Source organism: Phycobacter azelaicus, assembly GCF_014884385.1.
GTDB lineage: Bacteria > Pseudomonadota > Alphaproteobacteria > Rhodobacterales > Rhodobacteraceae > Phycobacter > Phycobacter azelaicus.
The window spans coordinates 2902163-2923752 of sequence record NZ_WKFH01000003.1 but is presented as its reverse complement, the minus strand read 5'-3'; the positions used below and the strand labels follow the sequence as shown (position 1 = coordinate 2923752).

21 protein-coding genes, 1 tRNA gene and 2 pseudogenes are annotated in these 21590 nt (G+C 58.3%); 16 read left to right on the top strand and 8 right to left on the bottom strand.

From position 1 onward, the window contains the following. Positions 1-143: 143 nt before the first annotated feature. Positions 144-1412 carry a cytochrome b/b6 domain-containing protein gene (locus tag INS80_RS15155; protein ID WP_192966429.1) on the top strand — a complete coding sequence of 423 codons (1269 nt, stop codon included), beginning with the start codon at positions 144-146 and terminating at the stop codon, positions 1410-1412. A 99-nt stretch (positions 1413-1511) separates the two neighbouring features. After that, a complete protein-coding gene (locus tag INS80_RS15150) occupies positions 1512-1733 on the top strand; it encodes a hypothetical protein (protein WP_192966428.1) in 222 nt (73 codons plus the stop codon). Between the two features lie 12 nt (positions 1734-1745). Here INS80_RS15150 and INS80_RS15145 read toward each other — a convergent pair whose 3' ends face one another. Further along, positions 1746-2321, bottom strand: a complete 576-nt coding sequence (locus INS80_RS15145) for a YceI family protein (RefSeq protein ID WP_192966427.1) — start codon at positions 2319-2321, stop codon at positions 1746-1748. Between the two features lie 371 nt (positions 2322-2692). On the opposite strand from INS80_RS15145, the gene rpsF reads away from it, so the two are divergent. The 3 genes from rpsF to rplI are packed head-to-tail and all read left to right on the top strand — an operon-like array spanning position 2693 to position 3935. Next, the gene (rpsF, locus tag INS80_RS15140) at positions 2693-3046 is read left to right on the top strand and encodes a 30S ribosomal protein S6 (protein ID WP_192966426.1); all 354 of its coding nucleotides are present in this window, start codon (positions 2693-2695) and stop codon (positions 3044-3046) included. A 28-nt stretch (positions 3047-3074) separates the two neighbouring features. Continuing rightward, positions 3075-3302, top strand: a complete 228-nt coding sequence (rpsR, locus tag INS80_RS15135) for a 30S ribosomal protein S18 (RefSeq protein ID WP_005982441.1) — start codon at positions 3075-3077, stop codon at positions 3300-3302. Positions 3303-3314: 12 nt separating this feature from the next. Beyond that, positions 3315-3935 carry a 50S ribosomal protein L9 gene (gene rplI, locus INS80_RS15130; RefSeq protein WP_192966425.1) on the top strand — a complete coding sequence of 207 codons (621 nt, stop codon included), beginning with the start codon at positions 3315-3317 and terminating at the stop codon, positions 3933-3935. Positions 3936-4007: 72 nt separating this feature from the next. Here the strand turns inward: rplI and INS80_RS15125 are convergent, their stop codons facing one another. Further along, complete coding sequence (locus INS80_RS15125; protein ID WP_192966424.1) at positions 4008-4685, bottom strand: hypothetical protein; 678 nt, start codon at positions 4683-4685, stop codon at positions 4008-4010. Positions 4686-4789: 104 nt separating this feature from the next. Between INS80_RS15125 and INS80_RS15120 the strand changes: the two genes are divergently transcribed. Together INS80_RS15120 and INS80_RS15115 are read left to right on the top strand one after the other, a co-directional pair. Next, entirely contained in the window at positions 4790-5152 is a 363-nt protein-coding gene (locus INS80_RS15120; protein WP_192966423.1) for a hypothetical protein, read from the top strand. A 402-nt stretch (positions 5153-5554) separates the two neighbouring features. Continuing rightward, positions 5555-5974 (top strand): transglycosylase SLT domain-containing protein, encoded by a 420-nt coding sequence (locus INS80_RS15115; RefSeq protein ID WP_226892797.1) that lies wholly within the window; start codon positions 5555-5557, stop codon positions 5972-5974. A gap of 70 nt (positions 5975-6044) precedes the next feature. Here INS80_RS15115 and tig read toward each other — a convergent pair whose 3' ends face one another. The 3 genes and pseudogenes from tig to INS80_RS15100 form a co-directional block, all read right to left on the bottom strand. Then, on the bottom strand, positions 6045-7376 hold the full coding sequence (gene tig / locus INS80_RS15110; protein ID WP_192966421.1) for a trigger factor: 1332 nt from the start codon (positions 7374-7376) through the stop codon (positions 6045-6047). Positions 7377-7595: 219 nt separating this feature from the next. Continuing rightward, positions 7596-8711 (bottom strand): annotated as a pseudogene (locus INS80_RS15105) (porin). Positions 8712-9173: 462 nt separating this feature from the next. Continuing rightward, positions 9174-9653 carry a hypothetical protein gene (locus INS80_RS15100; protein ID WP_192966420.1) on the bottom strand — a complete coding sequence of 160 codons (480 nt, stop codon included), beginning with the start codon at positions 9651-9653 and terminating at the stop codon, positions 9174-9176. Positions 9654-10076: 423 nt separating this feature from the next. On the opposite strand from INS80_RS15100, the gene fba reads away from it, so the two are divergent. Then, positions 10077-11132, top strand: a complete 1056-nt coding sequence (gene fba, locus INS80_RS15095; protein WP_192966419.1) for a class II fructose-bisphosphate aldolase — start codon at positions 10077-10079, stop codon at positions 11130-11132. A gap of 131 nt (positions 11133-11263) precedes the next feature. After that, positions 11264-11923 carry a phosphoglycolate phosphatase gene (gene gph / locus INS80_RS15090; protein WP_192966418.1) on the top strand — a complete coding sequence of 220 codons (660 nt, stop codon included), beginning with the start codon at positions 11264-11266 and terminating at the stop codon, positions 11921-11923. 5 nt (positions 11924-11928) lie between these two features. Here the strand turns inward: gph and INS80_RS15085 are convergent, their stop codons facing one another. Continuing rightward, positions 11929-12450 carry a hypothetical protein gene (locus INS80_RS15085; RefSeq protein ID WP_192966417.1) on the bottom strand — a complete coding sequence of 174 codons (522 nt, stop codon included), beginning with the start codon at positions 12448-12450 and terminating at the stop codon, positions 11929-11931. 392 nt (positions 12451-12842) lie between these two features. On the opposite strand from INS80_RS15085, the gene INS80_RS15080 reads away from it, so the two are divergent. Both INS80_RS15080 and INS80_RS15075 read left to right on the top strand, forming a co-directional pair. Continuing rightward, positions 12843-13277 carry a response regulator gene (locus INS80_RS15080; RefSeq protein WP_369411442.1) on the top strand — a complete coding sequence of 145 codons (435 nt, stop codon included), beginning with the start codon at positions 12843-12845 and terminating at the stop codon, positions 13275-13277. Between the two features lie 208 nt (positions 13278-13485). After that, positions 13486-14157, top strand: coding sequence for a sensor histidine kinase (locus INS80_RS15075; protein WP_192966416.1), 672 nt, complete (start codon positions 13486-13488; stop codon positions 14155-14157). Positions 14158-14246: 89 nt separating this feature from the next. On the opposite strand, the gene INS80_RS15070 is transcribed toward INS80_RS15075, so the two are convergent. Then, positions 14247-14331 (bottom strand) — tRNA-Leu (locus tag INS80_RS15070). 224 nt (positions 14332-14555) lie between these two features. On the opposite strand from INS80_RS15070, the gene INS80_RS15065 reads away from it, so the two are divergent. Next, positions 14556-15089 carry a Hint domain-containing protein gene (locus INS80_RS15065; protein WP_226892636.1) on the top strand — a complete coding sequence of 178 codons (534 nt, stop codon included), beginning with the start codon at positions 14556-14558 and terminating at the stop codon, positions 15087-15089. Here INS80_RS15065 and INS80_RS15060 read toward each other — a convergent pair. Continuing rightward, positions 15086-16722: pseudogene (locus INS80_RS15060) on the bottom strand (NAD(P)H-hydrate dehydratase). The gene INS80_RS15065 and the pseudogene INS80_RS15060 overlap by 4 nt on opposite strands. Positions 16723-16894: 172 nt before the next feature. On the opposite strand from INS80_RS15060, the gene INS80_RS15055 reads away from it, so the two are divergent. The 4 genes from INS80_RS15055 (at position 16895) to INS80_RS15040 (ending at position 21497) form a co-directional block, all read left to right on the top strand. Then, on the top strand, positions 16895-17233 hold the full coding sequence (locus INS80_RS15055; protein ID WP_192966415.1) for a P-II family nitrogen regulator: 339 nt from the start codon (positions 16895-16897) through the stop codon (positions 17231-17233). A gap of 94 nt (positions 17234-17327) precedes the next feature. After that, the gene (gene glnA / locus INS80_RS15050; protein WP_192966414.1) at positions 17328-18734 is read left to right on the top strand and encodes a type I glutamate--ammonia ligase; all 1407 of its coding nucleotides are present in this window, start codon (positions 17328-17330) and stop codon (positions 18732-18734) included. A gap of 178 nt (positions 18735-18912) precedes the next feature. Further along, positions 18913-20106, top strand: coding sequence for a sensor histidine kinase (locus INS80_RS15045; protein ID WP_192966413.1), 1194 nt, complete (start codon positions 18913-18915; stop codon positions 20104-20106). Positions 20107-20228: 122 nt separating this feature from the next. Then, positions 20229-21497 carry an Hsp70 family protein gene (locus tag INS80_RS15040; protein ID WP_192966412.1) on the top strand — a complete coding sequence of 423 codons (1269 nt, stop codon included), beginning with the start codon at positions 20229-20231 and terminating at the stop codon, positions 21495-21497. Positions 21498-21590: the final 93 nt, after the last annotated feature.

Below are 21590 nucleotides of genomic sequence, written 5' to 3'. Positions count from 1 at the left end.
GCAGCGACCCATGCATACAAGTGATCTAGGTCGCCTGCCGCGTCTGCGCACCCCAACTGTGCGCTCACAGACAGGCTCCGCCATTGCCTGTGGCAGCGCGCCCGCTAGGCTGTGACGTGTCGCAAATCGCAGAGGCCCCCGCCATGTCCGCACGCAACAGTTTTTCCGAATACGGCAGTGTCGCCAAAACATTTCACTGGCTGACCGCTCTCTTGATCTTTACAGCCTTTCCCCTGGGCTATTTCGCCAATGAACTGGCGCATTATATCCAAAGCCCGGATTTTGACGGCTCCCAAGACACCATAAGCCGCACCGCGCTTTTGTTTTCCCTGCACAAGACCGTAGGCGTTGCCGTCTTCTTTGTGGCCTTGCTGCGGATCCTTTGGGCCATCAGCGGGGAGAAGCCCGGGCTTTTGCATCCTGACAACAAACTTGAGGCATTGGCCGCCGAAGTGGTGCACTGGATGCTCTACGGCTCGCTTGTCGCTGTTCCCCTGACCGGCTGGATCCATCATGCAGCAACGACGGGCTTTGCGCCGATTTTCTGGCCATTCGGTCAATCGCTGCCGTTCGTTCCGAAATCCGAAGAAGTGGCGCATCTGTTCGGCGACGCACATGAAATCCTTGTCTGGACATTGGCCGCATCCCTGGCCCTGCATATTGCCGGTGCGCTGAAACACCACGTGATCGACCAGGACTCGACCCTGCGCCGGATGCTGCCCGGATCGGGAAAAATGCCGCAACCTCCCGCGCAAACGCACAGTCTGCGGCCTGCCAGTGTGGCCTTGGCTGTGTTCGTCGCCGTTCTGACCGTGGGCACATTTCTGGGCGAAGCCGAAGAGCATGAGCGTGCCGCCGCTGACGCACCCGATACCTTTGAATCCGACAACTCCGCGCTCGTAGACACGGCAGGATCGGCGGCCTTGGCTGGCTGGCAAGTCCAGACCGGAACTCTCGCCATTACGATCACCCAGATGGGCAGCGCGGTGGAGGGTCAGTTTTCTGACTGGACCGCTACAATCGATTTTGAAGAACCTTCAAGTCCCGGCCCCGCTGGCAAGGTCGACGTGACGATCGTCATTCCGTCTCTCAGCCTCGGATCGGTCACGGATCAGGCCATGGGGGCCGACTACTTTGACAGCGGAACCTACCCGACTGCCCGGTTTGAAGGTGAAATCGTGAAAACCGAAACAGGGTATGAAGCGAACGGACCGCTGACCATCCGCGACCAGAGCGTGCCCATCACCCTGCCGTTCGAACTGACCCTTGAGGGCGATCAGGCAACTATGAACGGCAGCACCACGGTGAACCGGCTTGATTTCAACATCGGACAGGGCACGCAGGACGAGGGCACGCTGGCCTTTGCCGTCGGCATCGACGTGAATCTGACTGCGACACGCGCCGCTCCTTAGCCTGCGCAAAAACCCAACAAGTCACCCGGCATGCCTCCCCAAAGGCCCCCTTCGAGGGGGGCCTTTCTTGCATCGAAGGCTCGTGAAGACCGCTTCTGAATGAGTGCAGTGTATAAAGAGGCAGAAGAGCAGCCACGCATCGCGCTGCGTCTTTCACGCAGCCTGCCGACCATAGCTGCCGCGCGGTCGTTCGGTGCAGGCCGCGAGGCAGACACACAGGACGCAAACAACGCCAAGCGCTACTCCGGCGCAGGCGTGGCTCGCCACACAAGAAAAACGCCGCACCCAAAGGGTACGGCGCACAAACTGGTCTTGATTTGAGTGCAGGACCGATTACTCGGCTTTCATTGCCTCGATCGAGATCTGAACCTGAACTTCATCGCTGACGTAAGGTGCGAACTTGCCGAGGCCAAAGTCGCTGCGCACCAGGGTCGTGGTGGCGTCAAAGCCGGCCCAGGGCTTCCCGGCCATCGGGTGATCGCCAACCTGGTTCAGAGTTGCATCCAGAACCACCGACTTGGTGACACCGTTGAGGGTCAGGTCACCGGTGATCTTGGCCGTGTTCTCGCCGGTAACTTCGATACCTGTCGAGGTAAAGCTGACCATTTCATCTTCAGAGGCTTCAAAGAAATCCTTGGACATGAAGTGGTCGAAACGGCCTTCCCAGCCGGTGAACATGGACATGACCGGCATAGAAACCGAAACGCTGGAGGAGGCAGGATCTTCCTGATCGAACATGATCTCGCCTTCAAAACCAGAGAACATGCCCCAAGTCGTGGAGAAGCCCAGGTGGTTGTAGCTGAAAAGGATCTGGCTGTGGCTGGCGTCCAGAGCGTATTTCTCAGGCGCAGCGATGGCAGCAGTGGCGGCTGCACCGGTCAGGGCAGCGGCAAGAAGAAGGTTTTTCATGGTCAAAAACTCCGATACGAGTTGGTGTATAACAGGGTGTGACATAACAAGTGTGGGAACTACCTGTGAAATGATACGGGCAAAACTCCACATAACGTGTTCTTGATCGAACAGTGGCGCGGGCGGCGGGATTTTGCGCAAACGCGGAGGTTCGACTGTGCAGTCTATTGAGCGCGCTCCACCTTGCTGGCTGAGGCCCGTTTCGACCCTGTTGAACCTTGATTGCATTAAAACTTGCCCTTCGCGGGAAAGCCTGTATACGGAGGCTTCCTTCCGCACGATTTTCGATCCGCGCAGCCTCTCGTGACCAGGCCGCGGAAGGATCAACCGCCCGGTCTATGAAATGCGCCTAGACAGAAACAGGAGTTCGCATGCCCCTTTATGAGCATGTAATGATTGCGCGTCAGGACCTGTCCAACTCGCAAGCTGAAGGCCTCATCGAACATTTTGGTACCGTACTGGCTGACAACGACGGCAAGCTCGTCGACAGCGAGTACTGGGGCGTCAAGACGATGGCCTACAAGATCAACAAGAACCGCAAAGGCCACTATGCCTTCCTGCGCACCGACGCCCCTGCGGCAGCGGTACAGGAAATGGAACGCCTGATGCGCCTTCATGAAGACGTGATGCGTGTTCTGACCATCAAGGTCGATGAGCACGCCGAAGGCCCCTCGGTTCAGATGCAGAAGCGTGACGACCGTGAAGGTCGCCGTGAACGCCGCTGATCAACGCTTGAGAAAAGGACGCTAAACCATGGCAGCCAAACCGTTTTTCCGCCGTCGCAAAGTTTGCCCCTTCTCGGGCGACAACGCGCCGAAGATCGATTACAAAGACACCCGTCTTCTGCAGCGCTACATCTCTGAGCGCGGCAAGATCGTTCCGTCCCGCATCACCGCCGTTTCGGCAAAAAAGCAGCGTGAACTGGCCCGCGCCATCAAGCGCGCCCGCTTCCTCGCCCTGCTGCCCTACGCCGTGAAGTAAGGAGACCTCGACATGCAAGTTATCCTTCTTGAACGTGTGGCCAAGCTGGGCCAGATGGGCGACGTCGTAGACGTCAAGCCCGGTTACGCACGCAACTTCCTCCTGCCCCAGGGCAAGGCGAAGACCGCATCCGAAGCCAACATCGCAGCTTTCGAATCTCAGAAAGCGCAGCTTGAAGCGCGCAACCTGGAGACCAAGAAAGAAGCAGAGGCTCTGGGCGAAAAGCTGGGTGGCCAGCAGTTCATCGTGATTCGCTCCGCCTCCGATGGCGGCAACCTCTACGGCTCTGTCACCCCGCGTGACGCAGCTGATGTTGCTACCGAAGAAGGCTTCTCCGTGGACCGCAAGCAGGTCATCATTCGCGAGCCGATCAAAACCCTTGGTCTGCACGAAGCCGAAGTTCACCTGCACCCTGAAGTGATGGTGACCATCAGCCTGAACGTGGCCCGTTCGCAGGAAGAAGCTGAATTGCAGGCCTCCGGCAAATCCATCCAGGAGCTGGCCGCCGAAGAGGAAGCCGCTGCGGAATTCGAAATCTCCGAGCTGTTTGACGATATCGGTTCTGCCGCATCGGACGACGACGAGGGCGACGCTGCTCCGGCAGCGGAAGGCGAAGAAGAAACCAACGCCTGATCCTGTTCGGATCCGACAGACAAACAGAAAGGCCGCGCCTGATCGGGTGCGGCCTTTTTCATGCGGGACTTATCAAGACGGGGTCGGCAGACAGTATTCATCGCGCAACCGCATCAGGCCTGTAGCAAAGTCACGACCTTGATCCGGACCACTGATATTCTCCATCACAACCAGAAAATCGTCGGTTTCCGTAAAAAAATATTCGATAGGCCCCTCCCGATCCGAACGCCGGACTGGGTTTTTCGGCTCTCTGTAGGCAGGAATTTCTCGGGGGATCTTATAAGGTGAGATCGCCTCAAAAACCACCAAGGCCATACTGGGGTTGATGGAGTTGGCCTCGACAAACATGCTCGGATCGCCCTCACGCGATGGGCTTACCCTAACAAATCCCAAGTCGAATTCGAATAAGGTATGCAACACCCAGCCCAAATCCTTGTACGGTTCATGCGCAAAGGTGGTGACCATACAGCCATTGATCTCAACCCCTGTGCGGCGCCCGTCGGAGGCGGACGTCCCGGCGGCAATGATACGCGCCACCAGCTCTTCACGGGAAAGGTCAGCCGTTTCAATATCCGGCTCGGATGACGCAGCAGGCTGTAACAAAGCCATAAAGATGAAGGCAAAACCGAATAGCTGTCGAACACACCGCATCAAAAACCCCTTATCGACAGTCCGCAAGAAGCATAGCTGTGTGCCCGGCAAGATCAAAGCACCATGTACCCAAAGCACCATGCAGTCATGGTCAGGCACGTTCCTGCCGTGACGCAAACCCCTCACTCTTCCCACTGGAATGCCGAAGCTGCCAATCGTAGCATCACAATAATGGACGCGCGTTTTGACAAAGGAAACCGAGAATGATGGTTCGATCCCTCGCCATAGCAGGCCTCTGCGCCGCTACACTTGCAGGCTGCGATACGCCGCCAGTTGACGCCCCACTTTCCCTGGCCGGAACGCCTGGCCCGACCTATCAGACGGATCTTGCCCAGTGTCAGGCCCAGGCACAACAAATCGGACAGGGTCACATCGGCAAGAGCGCCGCATTGGGCGGTGCTGGCGGTGCGCTCGTAGGGGCAACAGAAAACAGCGACAAGGCGCTCGTTGGTGCCATTGCAGGTGCCATGGCCGGGGCCGCTGTGGGGGATATTCAGGTCAAGCAGGCCCAGCGTGATTATCTGGTGCGCTGCATGCAAAACCGCGGGCACCCGGTGACCGGCTGACGACCGTTGAAAAAGACAGATCAGATGGGGCCGCGAAATGTGGGAAACAGGCGCGGCCCCTACTGCTCTGGCTCAGGGTCGAACCGCAGGCGAAAGCGGAGCGACCCTTCTGAGGGATTGGTGCCTCAATGTGCCACCTTTTTCGCATTTTGCTCGAATGTGAACAAATCGTTAGAAAATAGAATTGTAGGCACTTTCGCCAATCCGGGTCCCCAGCCCGCCCTCATAGGAAAAGATCCGCCGACGACCGGAGAGCTTTCGCCGAAGCCCTGGCTCTCTGAGGATCGCGGATTGAGGCCATAGAGCAGCGCTCCTACTGTGCTCCCGACCAGATACACGAAGGAAGCCTCCTCCATGCAAAGAAGGCGTGACATTCTTTTGTACTCGGGCTGTGCTCTGTTGATGGCTGGCTGCAGCCAACCGACCGCTGCCGTGACCCGCTATTCACCTCCGCTCTACCCAAACGAAACACCCGAGTTGCGCCAGAAAATCAACTACTGGGCTGATCATTACGAGGTTCCGCGCACGCTGGTGCATCGTCTGGCCGTGCGGGAGAGCACCCATCGCCCGTGGGCGATTAACCGCCCCTACTACGGGTTATTACAGATCCTACCAGCCACGGCGCGGTCTATGGGATTCCGTGGCAACCCTGAGGATCTGCTGGATGCGGACACCAATCTGGAGTTCGCCGTGAAGTACCTGCGGGGGGCTTGGCTCCTTTCAGATGAGAACGAGGCGACAGCGGTCAAACACTACTCGCGCGGATACTACTACGAGGCCAAGCGGCGCGGGATGCTCAAAGAGACAGGCCTAAGGCCCTGAACGACCACCGCGTCGTAAAAAAGGCCGCTCATTTGAGCGGCCTTTTTTGTCTTGCAGAGGAAGGGACGAGTTATTCTTCGTCCAGCGCCTCAACAGCTTTCTGCAGGTCTTCTTTGGAGACCTCTTTTTCTTCCACAGTCGCCTGTTCAAAGACATAGTCGATGACCTTGTCTTCAAAGATCGGCGCGCGCAGCTGCTGCTGCATCTGGGCGTTCTGCTGGATGAACTCGAAGAACTGACGCTCCTGACCCGGGTACTGGCGAGCCTGCGCCATGATGGCTTGGGTCATTTCGGCGTCCGACACTTCAACCTCAGCCTTTTCGCCCAAGTTGGCGAGCAGCAGACCCAGACGCACGCGGCGCTCCGCCAGCTTGCTGTGCTCCTCGGTGGTTTCGATCTCACCGTGGTTGTGATCCTGAACCTCGGGGTTATCCTCATGCCACAGCTGGTGCGCGATGTCTTTGGCTTCCGCTTCGACCAGCGACGGCGGCAGATCAAAGGAGACCAGTTCGTCCAGCTTGTCGAGGGTTGCGCGCTTCATCACGGCGCGGGCGGCACCGGCGTATTCGGCCTCCAGACGCTCACGGATCTGGCCTTTGAGGGCTTCCAGATCCTCGGCACCGAATTTCTTGGCCAGCTCGTCGTCGATCTCGGCCGCTTTGGGGGCTTTCACCTCTTTCACGGTGCAGGAGAACACGGCATCCTTACCTGCCAGGTTTTCGGCCTGGTAGTCTTCGGGGAAGGTGACGGTTACGTCTTTTTCTTCACCCGCCTTCACGCCGACCAGCTGCTCTTCGAAGCCGGGGATAAAGGAGTTGGAGCCCAAGACCAGCGGGTAGTCTTCGGCAGAGCCACCACCGAAGGCTTCGCCGTCGACCTTGCCCACGAAATTGATGACAACCTGGTCGCCATCTTCAGAGGCTGCGCCTTCGTCGCGCGCCTCAAAGTCCTTGGCGGTTTCGGCAAGATTGTTCAGCGCTTCTTCGACCGCTTCGTCCTCGGCTTTGACAACCAGCTTTTCAACGGAGATCACGGACAGATCCACTTCGGGGATCTCGGGCAGAGCCTCATAGGACATTTCGACGTTGACGTCGTCGCCCTCTTTCCAGTCTTCGTTGGTCATCTTCACTTCGGGCTGCAGCGCAGGGCGATCGCCGCTGTCTTCGAAGTGCTTGTTCATTGCGCCGTCGATGGTTTCCTGCATGACTTCGCCCAAGAGGCGCTGGCCAAATTGCTTGCGCAGCAGGGCCATCGGCACCTTGCCTTTGCGGAAACCCTTCATTTCGATTTCGGGCTGTGCCTCAACCAGCTTTTCCTTGACCTTCTCGTCCAGCTCGGCAGCTGTGACAGTGATGGCGTAGCCGCGTTTCAGACCTTCGTTCAGCGTCTCGGTGACCTGCATCCTATACCCCATAGAGATTCGGGGCGCGCGCGCAGGCTCCGCCCCCAGACAATTTGAGGCCTTCTATTTGGCTCGGGCCTTCGGTGCAAGGGGCATTGCCCGCTTCCCCGTCACAATGGGCAGGTTTTCTGCCTGTTTCCGTCTCGTCAGGGGGCGCCGGAAACAAAAACACGCCCCCGCAAAGGGGCGTGTCTTGATTGTGTCATGCTGAATTGGGGCTCAGAACTTCCAGCGCGCGCCAGCCAGGATCACGTTGCTGTCCTGATACTGGGTCGCGGAGGTATCCGAGTAGGAGTAATCGCGATAGGCGACGTACGCCTCGACGTTGTACTTGTCGATTTTCTGAACCGCAGCAACGCCCCAGGACTCCGCCGAGTCACCTGCGGACACCATGTCAGAGCCGTCATAGTAATCGACCGAGAAGGATGTCGTGCCGGCAGCGATCAAATTGGCGCTATAGCCCAGCTTGGCATAGGCATAGCTGCCCGCGATATCACGCTCACCTGCGGCAACGGACAGCGACAGGCCTGTGGGCTTGTGCGCAACCGAGAAGGAGCCGACCACGTCGCGCGTGTCTGCCTTGCCAGTCTCTTCGGTCCATGCCGCCCCCAAAGCCGCATCAACGGCAAGATCGCCGAATTCGCTGCCATAGCGCACCGCGATATCATAGGTTTCACGGTCATTGTTGGTTTTCAGGATATCGGTCCCATAGGACGCCGAGAAGGTGAAACCGCCAAAGTCGGCCGAATCGTAGCGCACACGGCCCAGGCGGCCACCGTCATAGTCGGTGAAGGCATCGCTGACCGACACGCCACTCAAGCCACCACCCGCGGTGCGGAAGGCATAGCCGCCCGCTGGGTCCGCGACCGCAACGCCCGCCACGACGCCGGTACCCGACGCGTCGCTGCCTGCGATCCCGTCAGACGCCATGGAGCCCTGACCTGCAGAGAACCTGCCATAGCGTGCCGTGTCGAACTGGAAGTCCACATGGCGAATGTTGGTACGGGTCCAGCTGAGGCTGTCACCCGTGGTTGTCTGGCTTACGCCATCGGATGCGCGCAGGCCGAAAGCCGTTTCAAACCGGAAGGTCAGAGTGTTCTCGCCATAGGCCTGCTTCAGCCAGAAGCCGATGCGCGAGTTGGATCCGGTGTTGTCAACCAGACGGTCTTAGGTTTCGGCGCCATCGTCATAGTACTGGAAGGCCGGGTTGAACTGACCATACCAGCTGAAGGAACCGCCGGTGTCGTTCTCATAGGTCGGACCGGCGAAGGCGGGCGCTGCGAGTGTTGCAGCAACGGAAGCCACAAGGGCTCTGCTTGCGAATTTCGGTTTCATCAAAGGTGTCTCCTGACATTTCCGTACGGCACGGCAGCCCCTTTCCTGCGACTGCAACCTAAAGATAGGTCTGGCGCAATCGCCGCAGCACTCTTGAATTTTTGTTCGCGCTGACAGTCTGGGACCGCCTAGAAAACTGGGCAGATTATTGCCAATCCCCTCCAGCTTTCCGCACTCTTAACGGCTTTTGGCATTTGTTATATAAAGCAGATCACACAGCGCATGCGCCGCAAGCAAAGCTGCATTGCAGCAGATGCAGAACTCATCACGCGCCCTCCCATATTCGTGAAGAGTGAAACGCCCGATCACGTCAACTTCGCCGCTCGAATACGCAATTGTTTGTGAAGATGGCTATGTGATTGCACTGATCGGGTCGCAACGGCGCGGCGCCATCCGGTATGGCGCCGTTCGCGACATCTACCGTTGAACAACTGCTCGCAGACCCCGGACCCGCGTTGCGGGTCAGGGCTTTTCGACCTGAATGCTCTCAAGTTTGGAAATGAAATCCTCCAGTGCCAGCGTCGGCTGACCGAGCATTTTTTTGATCGTCAGCTGATCACGACTGATTTGCAGCAGATCGAGTTTTGCATCCTCATCATGGACGGTCACACGGTAGCCCTGTTCGGCATAGTGCTTCCCAATCTTTGAAAGAAATCTCAGACCAGTTGCCGACAGCATCGCAACGAACTGGGTATCCTCATACCCCGCGTTGAGAAGGTCCTGAGCCAATTCATCGATCTTGCGAGGCGAAATGGCCAAGAGGTCATAATGGGCGAACACGTTGTCGATCTGCCCCAGCGCTGATTGACCAGCGGGCCTGGCCTTATCCACAAACGATATGACGTTGTTCCTGTCGTGGTTTCGCGGAATGCCCTGTTGCCGCCGCTCTTTAGCAGGTTCGGCTTTTGGCAGACATCTTGTTTCTGGCAGAGCCGCATGCATTCAGAAATTCCCCTTGGCTGATCCACACAAACAGGCTGATCAGATTCGGTAAAAACAGGCTAAATGCCGTCGCGCCGAGCTTGTCATTTTGCGAAGTATTCGCCCATGGCGCCGAAGCGGCACTCACTTCCTTTATGACGGCCCTAAAGCATGGGACACTCACGGCGTTCGAAAGGCTGCCACTTCGACTTCACGACCCGGCCATCAGTCAAAGGCTGCTGCAGCGACCTGCCCTGCCCGGCATGTTCGCAATTGCCGCAGGCGGTCCTGAAAGGGTTGCGGCCCGTTACAAGGCCGGTGTATCCGGCGCACTCACATATCACTTTTCCACCAGAGGAGCCGTTCTGGAGCCATCGGAGGGCATGATGCTCTGCGGCAGCCCAGCGCGGCAGAAGCGGCCAGATATCGGCCCAAGAGGTAATCATGGCACTTATCACTCTTCGTCAACTGCTGGACCATGCCGCCGAGCACGGCTACGGCGTGCCCGCCTTCAACATCAACAATATGGAGCAGGGTCTTGCGATCCTGAAGGCCGCTGCGAAATGCGACAGCCCGGTGATCCTGCAGGCCAGCCGCGGCGCGCGCTCTTACGCGGGTGATGTCATGCTGCGGCACCTGATCCAGGCGCTGGTGGAAATGTATCCTCAGATCCCGATCTGCATGCATCAGGATCACGGCAACAACGAGCAGACCTGCCTGTCCGCCATCCGTCATGGCTTCACCAGCGTAATGATGGACGGCTCGCTGGAGGCGGACATGAAAACGCCCGCGTCCTATGAATACAACGTCGAGATCACGGAACGCGTCTCGCGCATGGCCCATTGGGTCGGCGCCTCGGTTGAAGGGGAGCTGGGCGTTCTCGGCTCGCTGGAGACCGGCGAAGCAGGAGAAGAGGATGGCTCCGGCGCCGTTGGCAAGCTCACCCAGGAACAGCTTCTGACCGATCCCGATCAGGCGAAGGATTTCGTGGCAAGAACACAAGTGGATGCCCTTGCCATCGCCTGCGGCACCAGCCACGGCGCCTACAAGTTCAGCCGCAAGCCCACCGGCGATATCCTGGCGATCAGTCAGATCGAAGCGATTCACGCCAAAATCCCCAATGTCCATCTGGTGATGCACGGTTCCTCCTCGGTGCCGCAGTATCTTCAGGACCTGATCAATGAGTTTGGCGGAGAGATTCCCCAGACCTATGGCGTACCTGTCGAAGAGATCGAGCGGGGCATCAAATCGGGCGTGCGCAAGGTCAATATCGATACCGACAACCGCATGGCCATCACCGGCCAGTTCCGCAAGGTGGCGCAGGAAAATCCGACCGAATTCGATCCCCGGAAGTTTACCATCCCCGCGATGGAAGAAATGGAGAAGCTTTGCCTAGACCGGTTCGAACGGTTTGGGACGGCCGGCAACGCCTCCAAGATCGTGCCCATTGATCTTGATGAAATGGCAAAACGCTACAACAGTGGCGCGCTGGCTGTGTGAGTTTGCCCTGCTTATGCTAGGGGGCGTGCGCGCCCCCTGCCCTGCCCACGACGTGACGCACCGACCGGCGTGCCTTGCTTGCAGTGCGAAGACTACGCAATTCGGCAATGGGTCAAATGGAGAGAGCTGGCATGAGCAAAGCTGTCATCTTCGATCTGGATGGAACGCTGATCGACAGCGCCCCGGACATTCGTGCAGCCGCCAACAGCACGCTAGCGGCGCTTGGCCTCGCCCCGCTGTCCCTGGTCGAGATCACGAGCTTTATCGGCAACGGGTTCCCGCACCTCGTTCGCCTTGTCATGGCGGCACGCGGCATTCCCACTCAAAAGGAAGACATCATTCAGGCCCGGATGTTTGAACACTACATGGCGCATCCGGCCACCTTTTCGCGACCCTACCCGGGCGTTCTTGAATGCCTGCACACGCTGCACTCAAGAGGATACAGACTGGGTCTTTGCACCAACAAACCTTACGCGCCTGCCATTGAGATCCTCGAGGCTCTAAAGTTGTCCCCCATCTTCGATGTGGTCATTGGCGGAGACACCCTCGACGTCAAAAAGCCTCACCCAGCGCCGCTTCTTGCAGCCATCAGGGAACTGGAGACTGAAGCGCTCCTTTTTGTCGGAGACAGTGAAGTGGACGCAGCAACGGCAGAGGCCGCGAAGGTGCCCTTCGCCCTCTTTACAGAGGGCTACCGGAAAACAGCAGTTCATGAACTGAGGCACAGCGTGCGGTTTGATCGCTTTGGGGAACTGGCCGACATCGTGGCACAGCGCGATACAGCAGATTGACCTGATCAGGCCTGCTGCTGGTACCCGCCTTCGGCCATCGCTTTGGCCTGGGCGAGTTGCACGGCGCGGGCCGCGCGGGCGCGGTCCATGATATGGTTTGGACTACGCACCGGAGGACAGCCGCAAAGGATAGGCTCCCCTTCGTCGTCGAAATACGCCCATTGCGCCGCCAAAAGCTGGTAGCTCTTGACGCCCCAGCCGCTCTCGTCCGGCGCAAAGCGCAAACGCCAGTTGCCCCGGATATTGACCTGAAACCGCGCACGCGGGCCCCGCGCCAATCCCAACTGCTTGACACGCTCATAGAGGTCCGCAGCATCCGTCAGACGCCGACCGGGAAAAACGACTTCCACCTCCTTGTCAGGGCGTGCAATTCCTTTGATCAGAAGATCCCCGCGACTGTTGTTTCCAAAGACCGGGTTCAGATCAACCGACACATCCTGAAGCTCATGTTTGAACAGCCCGCCATCCTCGATCTGCGGAGTGACTTCCGACCTCGGCCTGCGGCGATTTGCAACTTCCTGTTCCATGGATCAAATCCGTTGGGCGCGCTCCGCCCATCCTCCCCTGTTCGATATCCGATCATTCATAGATTGCAGCCGGTTAATGACGCGTTGATACACCAAACCTGCATGGGCGTCCGGCATTTAGCTAGGATGAGACGCTTGGGGGAGGAACCCGCAGGATCAGGAATTTCCAGATGTCCTGATCATGTGCCCAAGATCAAACCCGCTGCGCACAAATGGGCAGGCTGCACGCATCAACCCCAAAAGCCAGTTGGTTCATGACTTTTGCCCAGAAGCCCGACCGCTACCAATTATACAAATATTTACCCTTAAGGTTATCTTTACAGTCTTCGTGAAACCTCAATCAGGGCTTGCAGTCGGTCAGTTCGTACAAGCCAAACAGTTCACTGTGGAACATGTGGGGTACCAGTATGGGTCATGTAAGACTCGAAGAAAGGCCGCCAAAGTGTCTCATTGTTGAGGATGACAGTTTCGACAAGAAGATGATCTATCGCATCACGCGGCTTGCGGTGAGCGGCATCACGATCAAGGTTGTCAGCACCTTGCAGGAAGCGAGGTCAGCCGTCAGGGCGGAACCAATATCCCTCATCCTGCTCGACAATGCCTTGCCGGATGGAAAGGGAGCTGATTTCGCAATGGAATTGGCTCACTCCGCGAACTGGTCAGAAATCCCTATCATCATCGTATCCGATTGGCCCTCGCCTTTCATGTGGGACAAGGCAAGCGCCGCAGGTGTGAGACGCATCGTGACGAAATCAGATTTGAAGCCGCACCTCATAACCGAAATCCTCGCACCGCAAATGGGAAAAGACCCCCATCCCCATGTTTGATCCGAGACGGCCCTGCACAACTGCTGAATGCCCTTCCGGCCAACCGCAAAGCCCCCAATCGCGCGCCTCTTTGAACGTCAGCAAGCTGCACGCGGATCCTGTCAGCCAAGGCCACAACGCGCCTCACGACAAGGACAGTCGCGCCATGTTACGTGCCGCCATGACAAGAGCCGATGAATGCACAAGCTGCGCTCAGACCCGGGCGGACATGAACCTCATAGCGCACAAAATCGGACATGATCTGCGTGCGCCGCTGCGTGCCATGAAAACACTGCCCGAGTGGATCGTCGAGGAATTCGAAGAGCAAGGCAGCACCGTCCCTTCACGGGCGATCGAATATCTGGATCTTATCACGACCAAGACGATCCTGATGGAAAGCATGTTGGCTGGTCTGCTGGAATATGCCCTCGTCGCCGACCCGGCAGCCAGTCCCTCCATCATCGATGTGCCGACAAAGATCTCCGAAATTGCCGACATGCACGTGCCTGAGGGTCGGTTCGACATCTCCATCGCCCCGCCTCTTTCGCAGATCGAAGCTGTGGCAGAGGATTTTGAGATCTGCTTCACCCATCTCATATCCAACGCCGTCAAACACAGCGACAAGGCCACGCCGAAGGTGCATATCGAAGCTCATATGCAAGATCAGACCGCGGTCTTTTTGATCGCGGACAACGGGCCAGGCATAGATCCGCAGTTCCACCAGCGCATCTTCGAACCGTTTGCCCAACTGAAATCTCGAAAAAAGGGGGATGGAAGCGGTCTTGGGTTGGCAATCGCGAGGAAAGTCGCAGAAAGCTGGGGAGGTGCCCTGAACCTTCAATCGGACATGGGGCACGGAACGTGTTTCAAGTTCAGCTTTCCGGTCGCGGTTTCGGATTGAAACCATCAACGCGCAACCGCAATCTTAGCGTCTTTTCCCAAGAACGGTTTTCGCTGCCCGGAAGAGAAGACCTCCGTTTCCAGTGAAAGTGGTGCGGGTGAAGGGACTTGAACCCCCACGCCTTGCGGCGCCAGAACCTAAATCTGGTGCGTCTACCAATTCCGCCACACCCGCACGACACATTCCCATCAGGGCCTGTGTGGGCCGCTCAATAGCAAAGCCCGCAACCGGATGCGAGAGAAAATCGCACATCTGCCGAAACTATCCATTGCGGCAAGAATGACACATCGTTTTCAGACCTTTACCACACGCATGCAAAAACCCGCAGACCTGCGCGCCCTGTTGCGCCTAATATAGCGAAAAACAAAAAGCACACCGAGGCAGAGCGAGTAACTCACATGAAAACGCAAGCGAATCCGCCTGCGCAGCAAATCCTTGCGCGCATCATGCAAAGTCGCCGTGAACGGACCAACAGCGCCGAGGCACAGACCTCGGTCGCCTTGATCAAGGGCACCCTGGTCCAGACCCGCGAGGGTGAGAAAGCCGTTGAAACCCTGAAAACGGGCGATCACGTCATCACGCGCACGCAAGGGTTTTCGCCCCTCTCAGGGGTACGCCGCTCCCGCGCCATGATGCATGCGGTGCGCTTCACCGCCGGATCGCTCGGGCATACGCGCCCCGACAGCGACCTGCTCTTGCCGCTCAGCCAGAAAGTTCTGATCCGCGATTGGCGCGCCAAGGCGATGTATGGCCAGCCGCAGGCGGCCGTCCCCGCGTTCGAGTTGATCGACGGGGAGTTCATCTGCGACATGGGTCTGCAGATGCTGGATCTCTGCACCTTAAGCTTTGATCGCCCCCATGTGATCTATGCCGATGGCATGGAAATCGCGACCTCGCAGGCCGCAGGCAAGGATCTGCGCCCGGCAGCTTAAAGGCCACGCTTGCGGAAGACGGCGGGGATCTGTTCCGGCAGGTCCTCGGCGATCAGCCCGGGGCCGAACTCCAGAGCGCATTCCACATGTAGCCAGGCGGCGCTTTCCGCCGCCTGCATCGGGGCAAAACCCCGCGCCAGCAGACCGGTGATGAAACCCGCCAGCACATCGCCCGACCCGGCGGTCGCCAGCCAGGGCGCTGCGCGATCATAATGGGCGGAATTCACCGAGCAGCGCCCATTCGGCGCTGCAATCACCGTATCGGCGCCCTTGAACAGTACCACACAGCCCGCCCGCGCGGCAGCCTCGCGCGTGGCGTCCACCTTGGAATAGGCCGGGCCTTTGGTAGCGGGGGCGTTCAGTTTTTCGGCAATATCCGGGAAGAGCCGCGCAAATTCGCCGCCATGGGGCGTCAGCACGCAGTTTTGATGCAGCATGGAAAAGAGCTCGTCCGGTGCCTCCCCAAAGGCCGAGAGCGCATCGGCATCCAGCACGGTTGCCCGCTTGGCCGCCAAGGCTGCAGGCACAAGATCCCGCGCGCGATCAAGGCCCATTCCGGGGCCAAGGCAGAGGGCATTGAGGCGGCTATCTTCCAGAACCTCTGCCAAAGCCTCAGCATCTGCCACCCGTTGCAGCATCAGCGCGGTGATCTGGCAGGCGACCTCCTGCTGGGCGCCAGGTGGCACGCCGAGCGTCACCAGCCCCGCCCCGATCCGAAGCGCGCCGCGCGCCGACAGCCGCGCCGCGCCGGTCTTGCCCGCACCACCCGAAAGGATCAGGGCGTGACCGTGGGAGAATTTGTGGCCGCAAACCTTTCTTAGATCTGGCAGGTCATCGAGAGAGTATGGCTCGAGGGTGGAAGCTAGTGGCGCTTTCAAATTTTTGTTGTTCATAGCCCTATGCTCTTTACCACTAGCTTTCCGCAGGCCTTCACACCATCCCTCATCACCTGTCCGCGTTTTGGAAGATGGAATGTAACCGTGAGATTTGCCTCGATTGGAACAAACTCCACTGCTTCCCACATCTCGTCCAACTCGCAAGGCGCGAAGTCAACAAACACACCGGTGTCAGAATGTAACCCGCTCGGCACATCAATCGCCACGCGCTTTTCTGCGCCTGATAGCAATTCGATGTCCCTGATGACCTCTCTGAGGTCTTCTTCTAACGGACGACTAACTCCAGTCCCGAACAGGGCATCAATCAACACCACGTCATCCCATTGCGCCAATGGCTTTTCGGACCAAACCCGGGTCTTTTTATTGTGTCCACCGAGCAGCTTGACCTCTCTAACGCGAAGAATGTCACCTACCGGCCCCAGTTCCAGCCACCGCTCATAATTCACCTTCGCATCGGGCGGCAGCTTGGCCGGGTCTCCGTAGAGAAACACCTCCACCTCCCAGCCGCGCGCTTTCAACAGCCGCGCCACAACGAACCCGTCGCCGCCATTGTTGCCGGGACCGCAAAGCACCACAGCGCTTTTGCCGGGGGTGTCCAGCTCAGGCCATTCCTCGAAAATCGCCTCCACGACGCCCTGCCCTGCCCGCTCCATCAGCTCAAGGCCGGTCACCTCACCTGACTCGATGGCGGCCTGTTCGATGGCGCGCATCTGGGCGGCGGTCAGCAGTTCGGTCATCTTTCAGGCTCCTGCGATTCAAAACCGCTCAGTTTTTAGGCGCGTAGATTATTTTTTAATCACATCTGCCTGTTTTGCAGGCTGATTTTCCGGCAAGTTGAGCAGTATCCATTGTCCACGGCATTTAGAAATGATCTGACCACCTTCGACAAGGTTGTGAGGAGCCCCCGAGATGAAAAAGATCGAAGCCATCATCAAACCGTTCAAACTGGACGAGGTGAAAGAGGCATTGCAGGATGTTGGCGTACAGGGCCTTTCCGTGATCGAAGTCAAGGGCTTTGGCCGCCAGAAGGGTCACACCGAACTCTATCGCGGCGCAGAATATGTGGTGGACTTCCTGCCCAAGGTGAAGATCGAAGTGGTTCTGGACGATGACCAGGTAGATGGCGCCATCGAAGCCATCGTGAACGCGGCAAAAACCGACAAGATTGGCGACGGCAAGATCTTTGTCAGCCCCGTCGAGCAGGCGATCCGCATCCGGACCGGCGAAACCGGCCCAGACGCGCTTTAACAACCAAATATCCCCGCCTGCAACAAAGACTGCCTCAGGGCCGCGACGCAGGTGCGATACAGCAACACCGATTTTCTTACGGAGAGGAAACAAAATGAGCAAGGACGCAGTTCTTCAGCTGATCAAGGAAGAAGATGCCGAATACGTCGACATCCGCTTCACCGACCCGCGCGGCAAGCTGCAGCATGTCACCATCATGGCCGACCAGGTCGATGAAGACTTCCTGGAAGAAGGCTTCATGTTCGACGGCTCGTCGATCGCAGGCTGGAAGTCGATCGAGGCTTCCGACATGAAACTGATGCCCGACACCGACAGCGCCTATGTCGATCCCTTCTATGCGGAAAAGACGATCTGCATCCACTGCTCGGTTGTTGAACCCGACACCGGCGAAGCCTACGAGCGTGACCCGCGCGGCACCGCACAAAAGGCCGAAGCTTACCTTAAATCCTCGGGCATCGGCGATGTGGCCTACATGGGCCCCGAAGCGGAATTCTTCCTCTTTGACGATGTGCGCTTTTCCAACTCGATCAACAAGGTCTCCTACGAAGTTGATGCGACTGACGCGTCCTGGAACACCGATGCCGAGTATGAAACCGGCAACATGGGTCACCGTCCCGGCGTCAAGGGCGGCTACTTCCCGGTGAACCCGGTGGACGAATCCCAAGACCTGCGTTCGGAAATGCTCTCGACCATGAAACGTCTGGGCATGAAAGTGGACAAACACCACCACGAGGTTGCCTCCTGTCAGCACGAGCTGGGCCTGATCTTTGACAGTCTGACCAAACAGGCGGACGAGCTGCAGAAGTACAAATACGTGATCCACAACGTCGCGCACGCCTACGGCAAATCGGCAACCTTCATGCCGAAACCCATCGCAGGCGACAACGGCACCGGCATGCACGTCAACATGTCGATCTGGAAGGACGGCAAGCCGCTCTTTGCAGGCGACAAATACGCGGACCTGTCGCAGGAAGCCCTGTACTTCATCGGCGGCATCCTGAAGCACGCAAAAACGCTGAACGCCTTCACCAACCCGTCCACCAACTCCTACAAGCGTCTGATCCCGGGCTTCGAAGCCCCCGTTCTGCGCGCTTACTCCGCCCGTAACCGTTCCGGCTGCGTGCGTATTCCGTGGACCGAAAGCCCGAAAGCCAAGCGCGTCGAGGCCCGCTTCCCCGATCCGGCAGCAAACCCCTACCTGGCGTTTGCGGCCCTGCTGATGGCCGGCCTTGACGGCATCAAGAACAAGATTGATCCGGGCGAAGCCATGGACAAGAACCTCTATGATCTGCCCGCCGAAGAGCTGGCTGACATCCCGACCGTCTGCGGCTCCCTGCGTGAAGCGCTGGAGTCCCTGGCGGCTGATCACGACTTCCTGTTGCAGGGTGACGTCTTCACCAAAGACCAGATCGAGGGCTACATCGCGCTCAAGATGGAAGAGGTGGAAACCTACGAGCACACCCCGCACCCGGTCGAATACGGCATGTATTACAGCTGCTAACAGCAAGCTGAGTGATTTGGAAAGAGCGCCCAACGGGCGCTCTTTTCTTGTCCACACCCGCCAGTTTCACGACCTTCCGCGCTGGAACCGCGCATGACAGAGGACACTACAGGCGCCCCTTAACGGTATCTTTACGCAATGCGACTCTGCTGCATCAAACAAAGGTCCCTTGCAAAACATGCCTGATAGCCCCTTGCAGAAATTCAATCTCAGCGAACTCGAACTTGTTGACGGACACGATCAACCAGAATTCGACAATCTCACCCAATTGGCGAGGCGCATCACTGGCGCGGCGGTTTCATTGGTCTCAACGGTTGACCGCACCAACGACCGCCAGTTTTTCACCAGTCACCTTGGGCTATCGGAACCGTGGGCCAGTCGCCGGCAGACCCCGCTGTCACATTCCTTTTGCCAACATGTTGTAACGGCCAACGCGCCATTGGTTGTCGAAGACGCGCGTACCATGCCGCTTGTCTCCAGCAACCTTGCGATTCCCGATCTTGGGGTGATCGCCTATCTCGGCGTCCCAGTTCACATGCCCGATGGGCAGCCCATCGGCGCCCTCTGCGTGATCGAGACCGAGCCTCGCGCGTGGAGCGACGAGGAGCTTGCGCTGATGCAGCAGCTCGCGTCCTGCGTTTCTGATGCAATCAAGATGAAAGCAGCCTTGCTGCAGGCGGAACAGGTCAACCGCGAGCAACGAGAGTTTACATATGCAGTCGCCCATGATCTGAAATCCCCTGCCCGCACGCTGAACCTGCTGCTGCAGGAACTTGAAGCCGACGCCAGTGGCCTGGACGACGAAGGCTTGTTTCTGCTCCGACAAAGCCAAAAGACAGCCAACCGCATGTTGGATCAGATGACGGATATTCTGGAGTACTCAAGAGTATTGGGGGCGAGGGTCGGCAAAGAGCCCATTGACCTCAACCATCTGATGACAGAGTTGCTGGACGACCTGCAGGGAGAGATCAAGCACAATGGTGCGGATGTCTCCTTCGGCCCTCTGCCACAGGTCGTCGGCAATCGCATGCAACTGCGCTGCTTGTTCCAGAACCTGATTTCGAACGGCATTAAGTTTCAACCTTCAGGCAACACGCCGAAGGTGCGCATCCATGCAAAACCCAATACCTCCGCCGGTCTGGCGCAGATCGAGGTGTCTGACAACGGTATAGGCATAGAGCTGGAAAACCAGCCTCAGATCTTTGAGCTTTTTAGCCGTCTGCACCATGCGTCAGATTACGATGGGTCCGGTATCGGTCTTACCCTTTGTCGACGCATCTGCGCGAACCACAGTGGAATGATTGAGGTTGTCTCTGAAAAAGGACACGGCGCAACGTTTCGCGTAGGCCTGCCGTCTGCGAGTTTTCACTGAGGCGCCCTAGTGCTCCGCCTTCTGCGGGGAAATCGCCACAGGCAAACCTGCGGCTGTAGACCGACTTGAAACCCGTAGCCCCGAGGTCTAAAGCGTCTCCCCTTGGACAAAGGACACGCGCCATGACGGACCACGCTCCCTCCCGCCCCGCCGCCACGCTTGGCATCGACTTTGGAACGTCGAATTCGGCCGCCGGGCTCGCCGTTGCGGGGGAGCCGTTTCTGATCGAACTCGAACCGGGCGAATCCTCGCTGCCGACCGCGGTTTTCTTTGACGCTCGGGACGGGCGCATGAGGATCGGCAACAGCGCAATTCGCGGCCTCATTGCGGGCGACGAAGGTCGTTTCATGCGAGCGCTTAAAAGCCTTCTTGGCACGCCGCTGCTTCATGAGGAGCGACACTTTGGCGGGAAACGGATGACATTCGCCGATGTGATCGCCCGCTTTCTCGCCGAGCTGAAAAGCCGGGCCGAGGCGCAAACCCGCATGGAGTTCACCAATGCGCTGTCGGGGCGCCCGGTGCGCTTTCACAGCAAGGATGAGACGCGCAACGCTCGCGCCGAAGAGGATCTGCGCGCTTGCTACCGGGCAGCAGGCTTTGAAGACGTCCGCTTCATGTTCGAACCTGAAGCCGCGCTGCGGGCCACGACGCCACAACCGGGTGTTGGTCTCATCGTGGATATCGGCGGCGGGACCTCGGATTTCACGGCGTTTCGCCAAAGTGCCGACGGGACGACAGAGATCCTTGCCTCGCACGGTATCCGTTTGGGTGGAACCGATTTCGATCAGCGGATCAGTCTTGCCAAGGCGATGCCGCTCCTCGGACGTGGCAGCCAGATCCGGGACAGTTTCGGCCCCGGCACCCTGCCCGCCCCGAACCGTATCTTCAACGATCTTTCCAGCTGGCAGATGATCCCTTTTCTTTATACGCCAGATGAGCTGCGCACGGCCCGCGACCTGAGGCGCCACGCGGTTGAACAGGAAAAACTGTCCCGTTTGGTCGCAACGCTGGAGGATCATCTAGGCCATGACATCGCCTTTGCAGTGGAGCACGCCAAGATTGCGAGCAATCAGCCGGAGGTGCCCTCGGCACAGATTTATCTGGCAGTGCTGGAACGCGGGCTCAAGGCGTCTTTGACCCGCGCTGAACTGAGCGAATTGCTGAAAGCCCAGATGGCAGAGTTGACGAAGGCAGCTAAAGAAACCCTGCAGATGGCAGGGCTGTCACCACTGGATGTCGGACGGATCGTGCTTGTGGGCGGCTCTGCCCTGCTGTCCTGCCTGCACGGACACATGCAAGAACTTTGCAGGAATGCGGTTCTGGAGAGCGGGAAATCCCTGACCGCTGTCGCAAGCGGGCTGGCTTTGGCTGCACCGACCGCCTTTGACTGAGGCCACCAAGGGGGCGAAACCCGCTGGCTTTCCCATGCACTTTTTGTCGCCTCACGCTAGGATCAGGTCATCCTACCCATTTGAAAGCCAAAT

Bases quoted from the DNA above. Each gene is read 5' to 3' on its own strand.
- INS80_RS15155 (WP_192966429.1), top strand. From the start codon at position 144: ATGTCCGCACGCAACAGTTTTTCCGAATACGGCAGTGTCGCCAAAACA.
- INS80_RS15150 (WP_192966428.1), top strand. From the start codon at position 1,512: ATGAGTGCAGTGTATAAAGAGGCAGAAGAGCAGCCACGCATCGCGCTG.
- INS80_RS15145 (WP_192966427.1), bottom strand. From the start codon at position 2,321: ATGAAAAACCTTCTTCTTGCCGCTGCCCTGACCGGTGCAGCCGCCACT.
- rpsF (WP_192966426.1), top strand. From the start codon at position 2,693: ATGCCCCTTTATGAGCATGTAATGATTGCGCGTCAGGACCTGTCCAAC.
- rpsR (WP_005982441.1), top strand. From the start codon at position 3,075: ATGGCAGCCAAACCGTTTTTCCGCCGTCGCAAAGTTTGCCCCTTCTCG.
- rplI (WP_192966425.1), top strand. From the start codon at position 3,315: ATGCAAGTTATCCTTCTTGAACGTGTGGCCAAGCTGGGCCAGATGGGC.
- INS80_RS15120 (WP_192966423.1), top strand. From the start codon at position 4,790: ATGATGGTTCGATCCCTCGCCATAGCAGGCCTCTGCGCCGCTACACTT.
- INS80_RS15115 (WP_226892797.1), top strand. From the start codon at position 5,555: ATGGCTGGCTGCAGCCAACCGACCGCTGCCGTGACCCGCTATTCACCT.
- tig (WP_192966421.1), bottom strand. From the start codon at position 7,376: ATGCAGGTCACCGAGACGCTGAACGAAGGTCTGAAACGCGGCTACGCC.
- INS80_RS15100 (WP_192966420.1), bottom strand. From the start codon at position 9,653: ATGCATGCGGCTCTGCCAGAAACAAGATGTCTGCCAAAAGCCGAACCT.
- fba (WP_192966419.1), top strand. From the start codon at position 10,077: ATGGCACTTATCACTCTTCGTCAACTGCTGGACCATGCCGCCGAGCAC.
- gph (WP_192966418.1), top strand. From the start codon at position 11,264: ATGAGCAAAGCTGTCATCTTCGATCTGGATGGAACGCTGATCGACAGC.
- INS80_RS15085 (WP_192966417.1), bottom strand. From the start codon at position 12,450: ATGGAACAGGAAGTTGCAAATCGCCGCAGGCCGAGGTCGGAAGTCACT.
- INS80_RS15080 (WP_369411442.1), top strand. From the start codon at position 12,843: ATGTGGGGTACCAGTATGGGTCATGTAAGACTCGAAGAAAGGCCGCCA.
- INS80_RS15075 (WP_192966416.1), top strand. From the start codon at position 13,486: ATGAACCTCATAGCGCACAAAATCGGACATGATCTGCGTGCGCCGCTG.
- INS80_RS15065 (WP_226892636.1), top strand. From the start codon at position 14,556: ATGAAAACGCAAGCGAATCCGCCTGCGCAGCAAATCCTTGCGCGCATC.
- INS80_RS15055 (WP_192966415.1), top strand. From the start codon at position 16,895: ATGAAAAAGATCGAAGCCATCATCAAACCGTTCAAACTGGACGAGGTG.
- glnA (WP_192966414.1), top strand. From the start codon at position 17,328: ATGAGCAAGGACGCAGTTCTTCAGCTGATCAAGGAAGAAGATGCCGAA.
- INS80_RS15045 (WP_192966413.1), top strand. From the start codon at position 18,913: ATGCCTGATAGCCCCTTGCAGAAATTCAATCTCAGCGAACTCGAACTT.
- INS80_RS15040 (WP_192966412.1), top strand. From the start codon at position 20,229: ATGACGGACCACGCTCCCTCCCGCCCCGCCGCCACGCTTGGCATCGAC.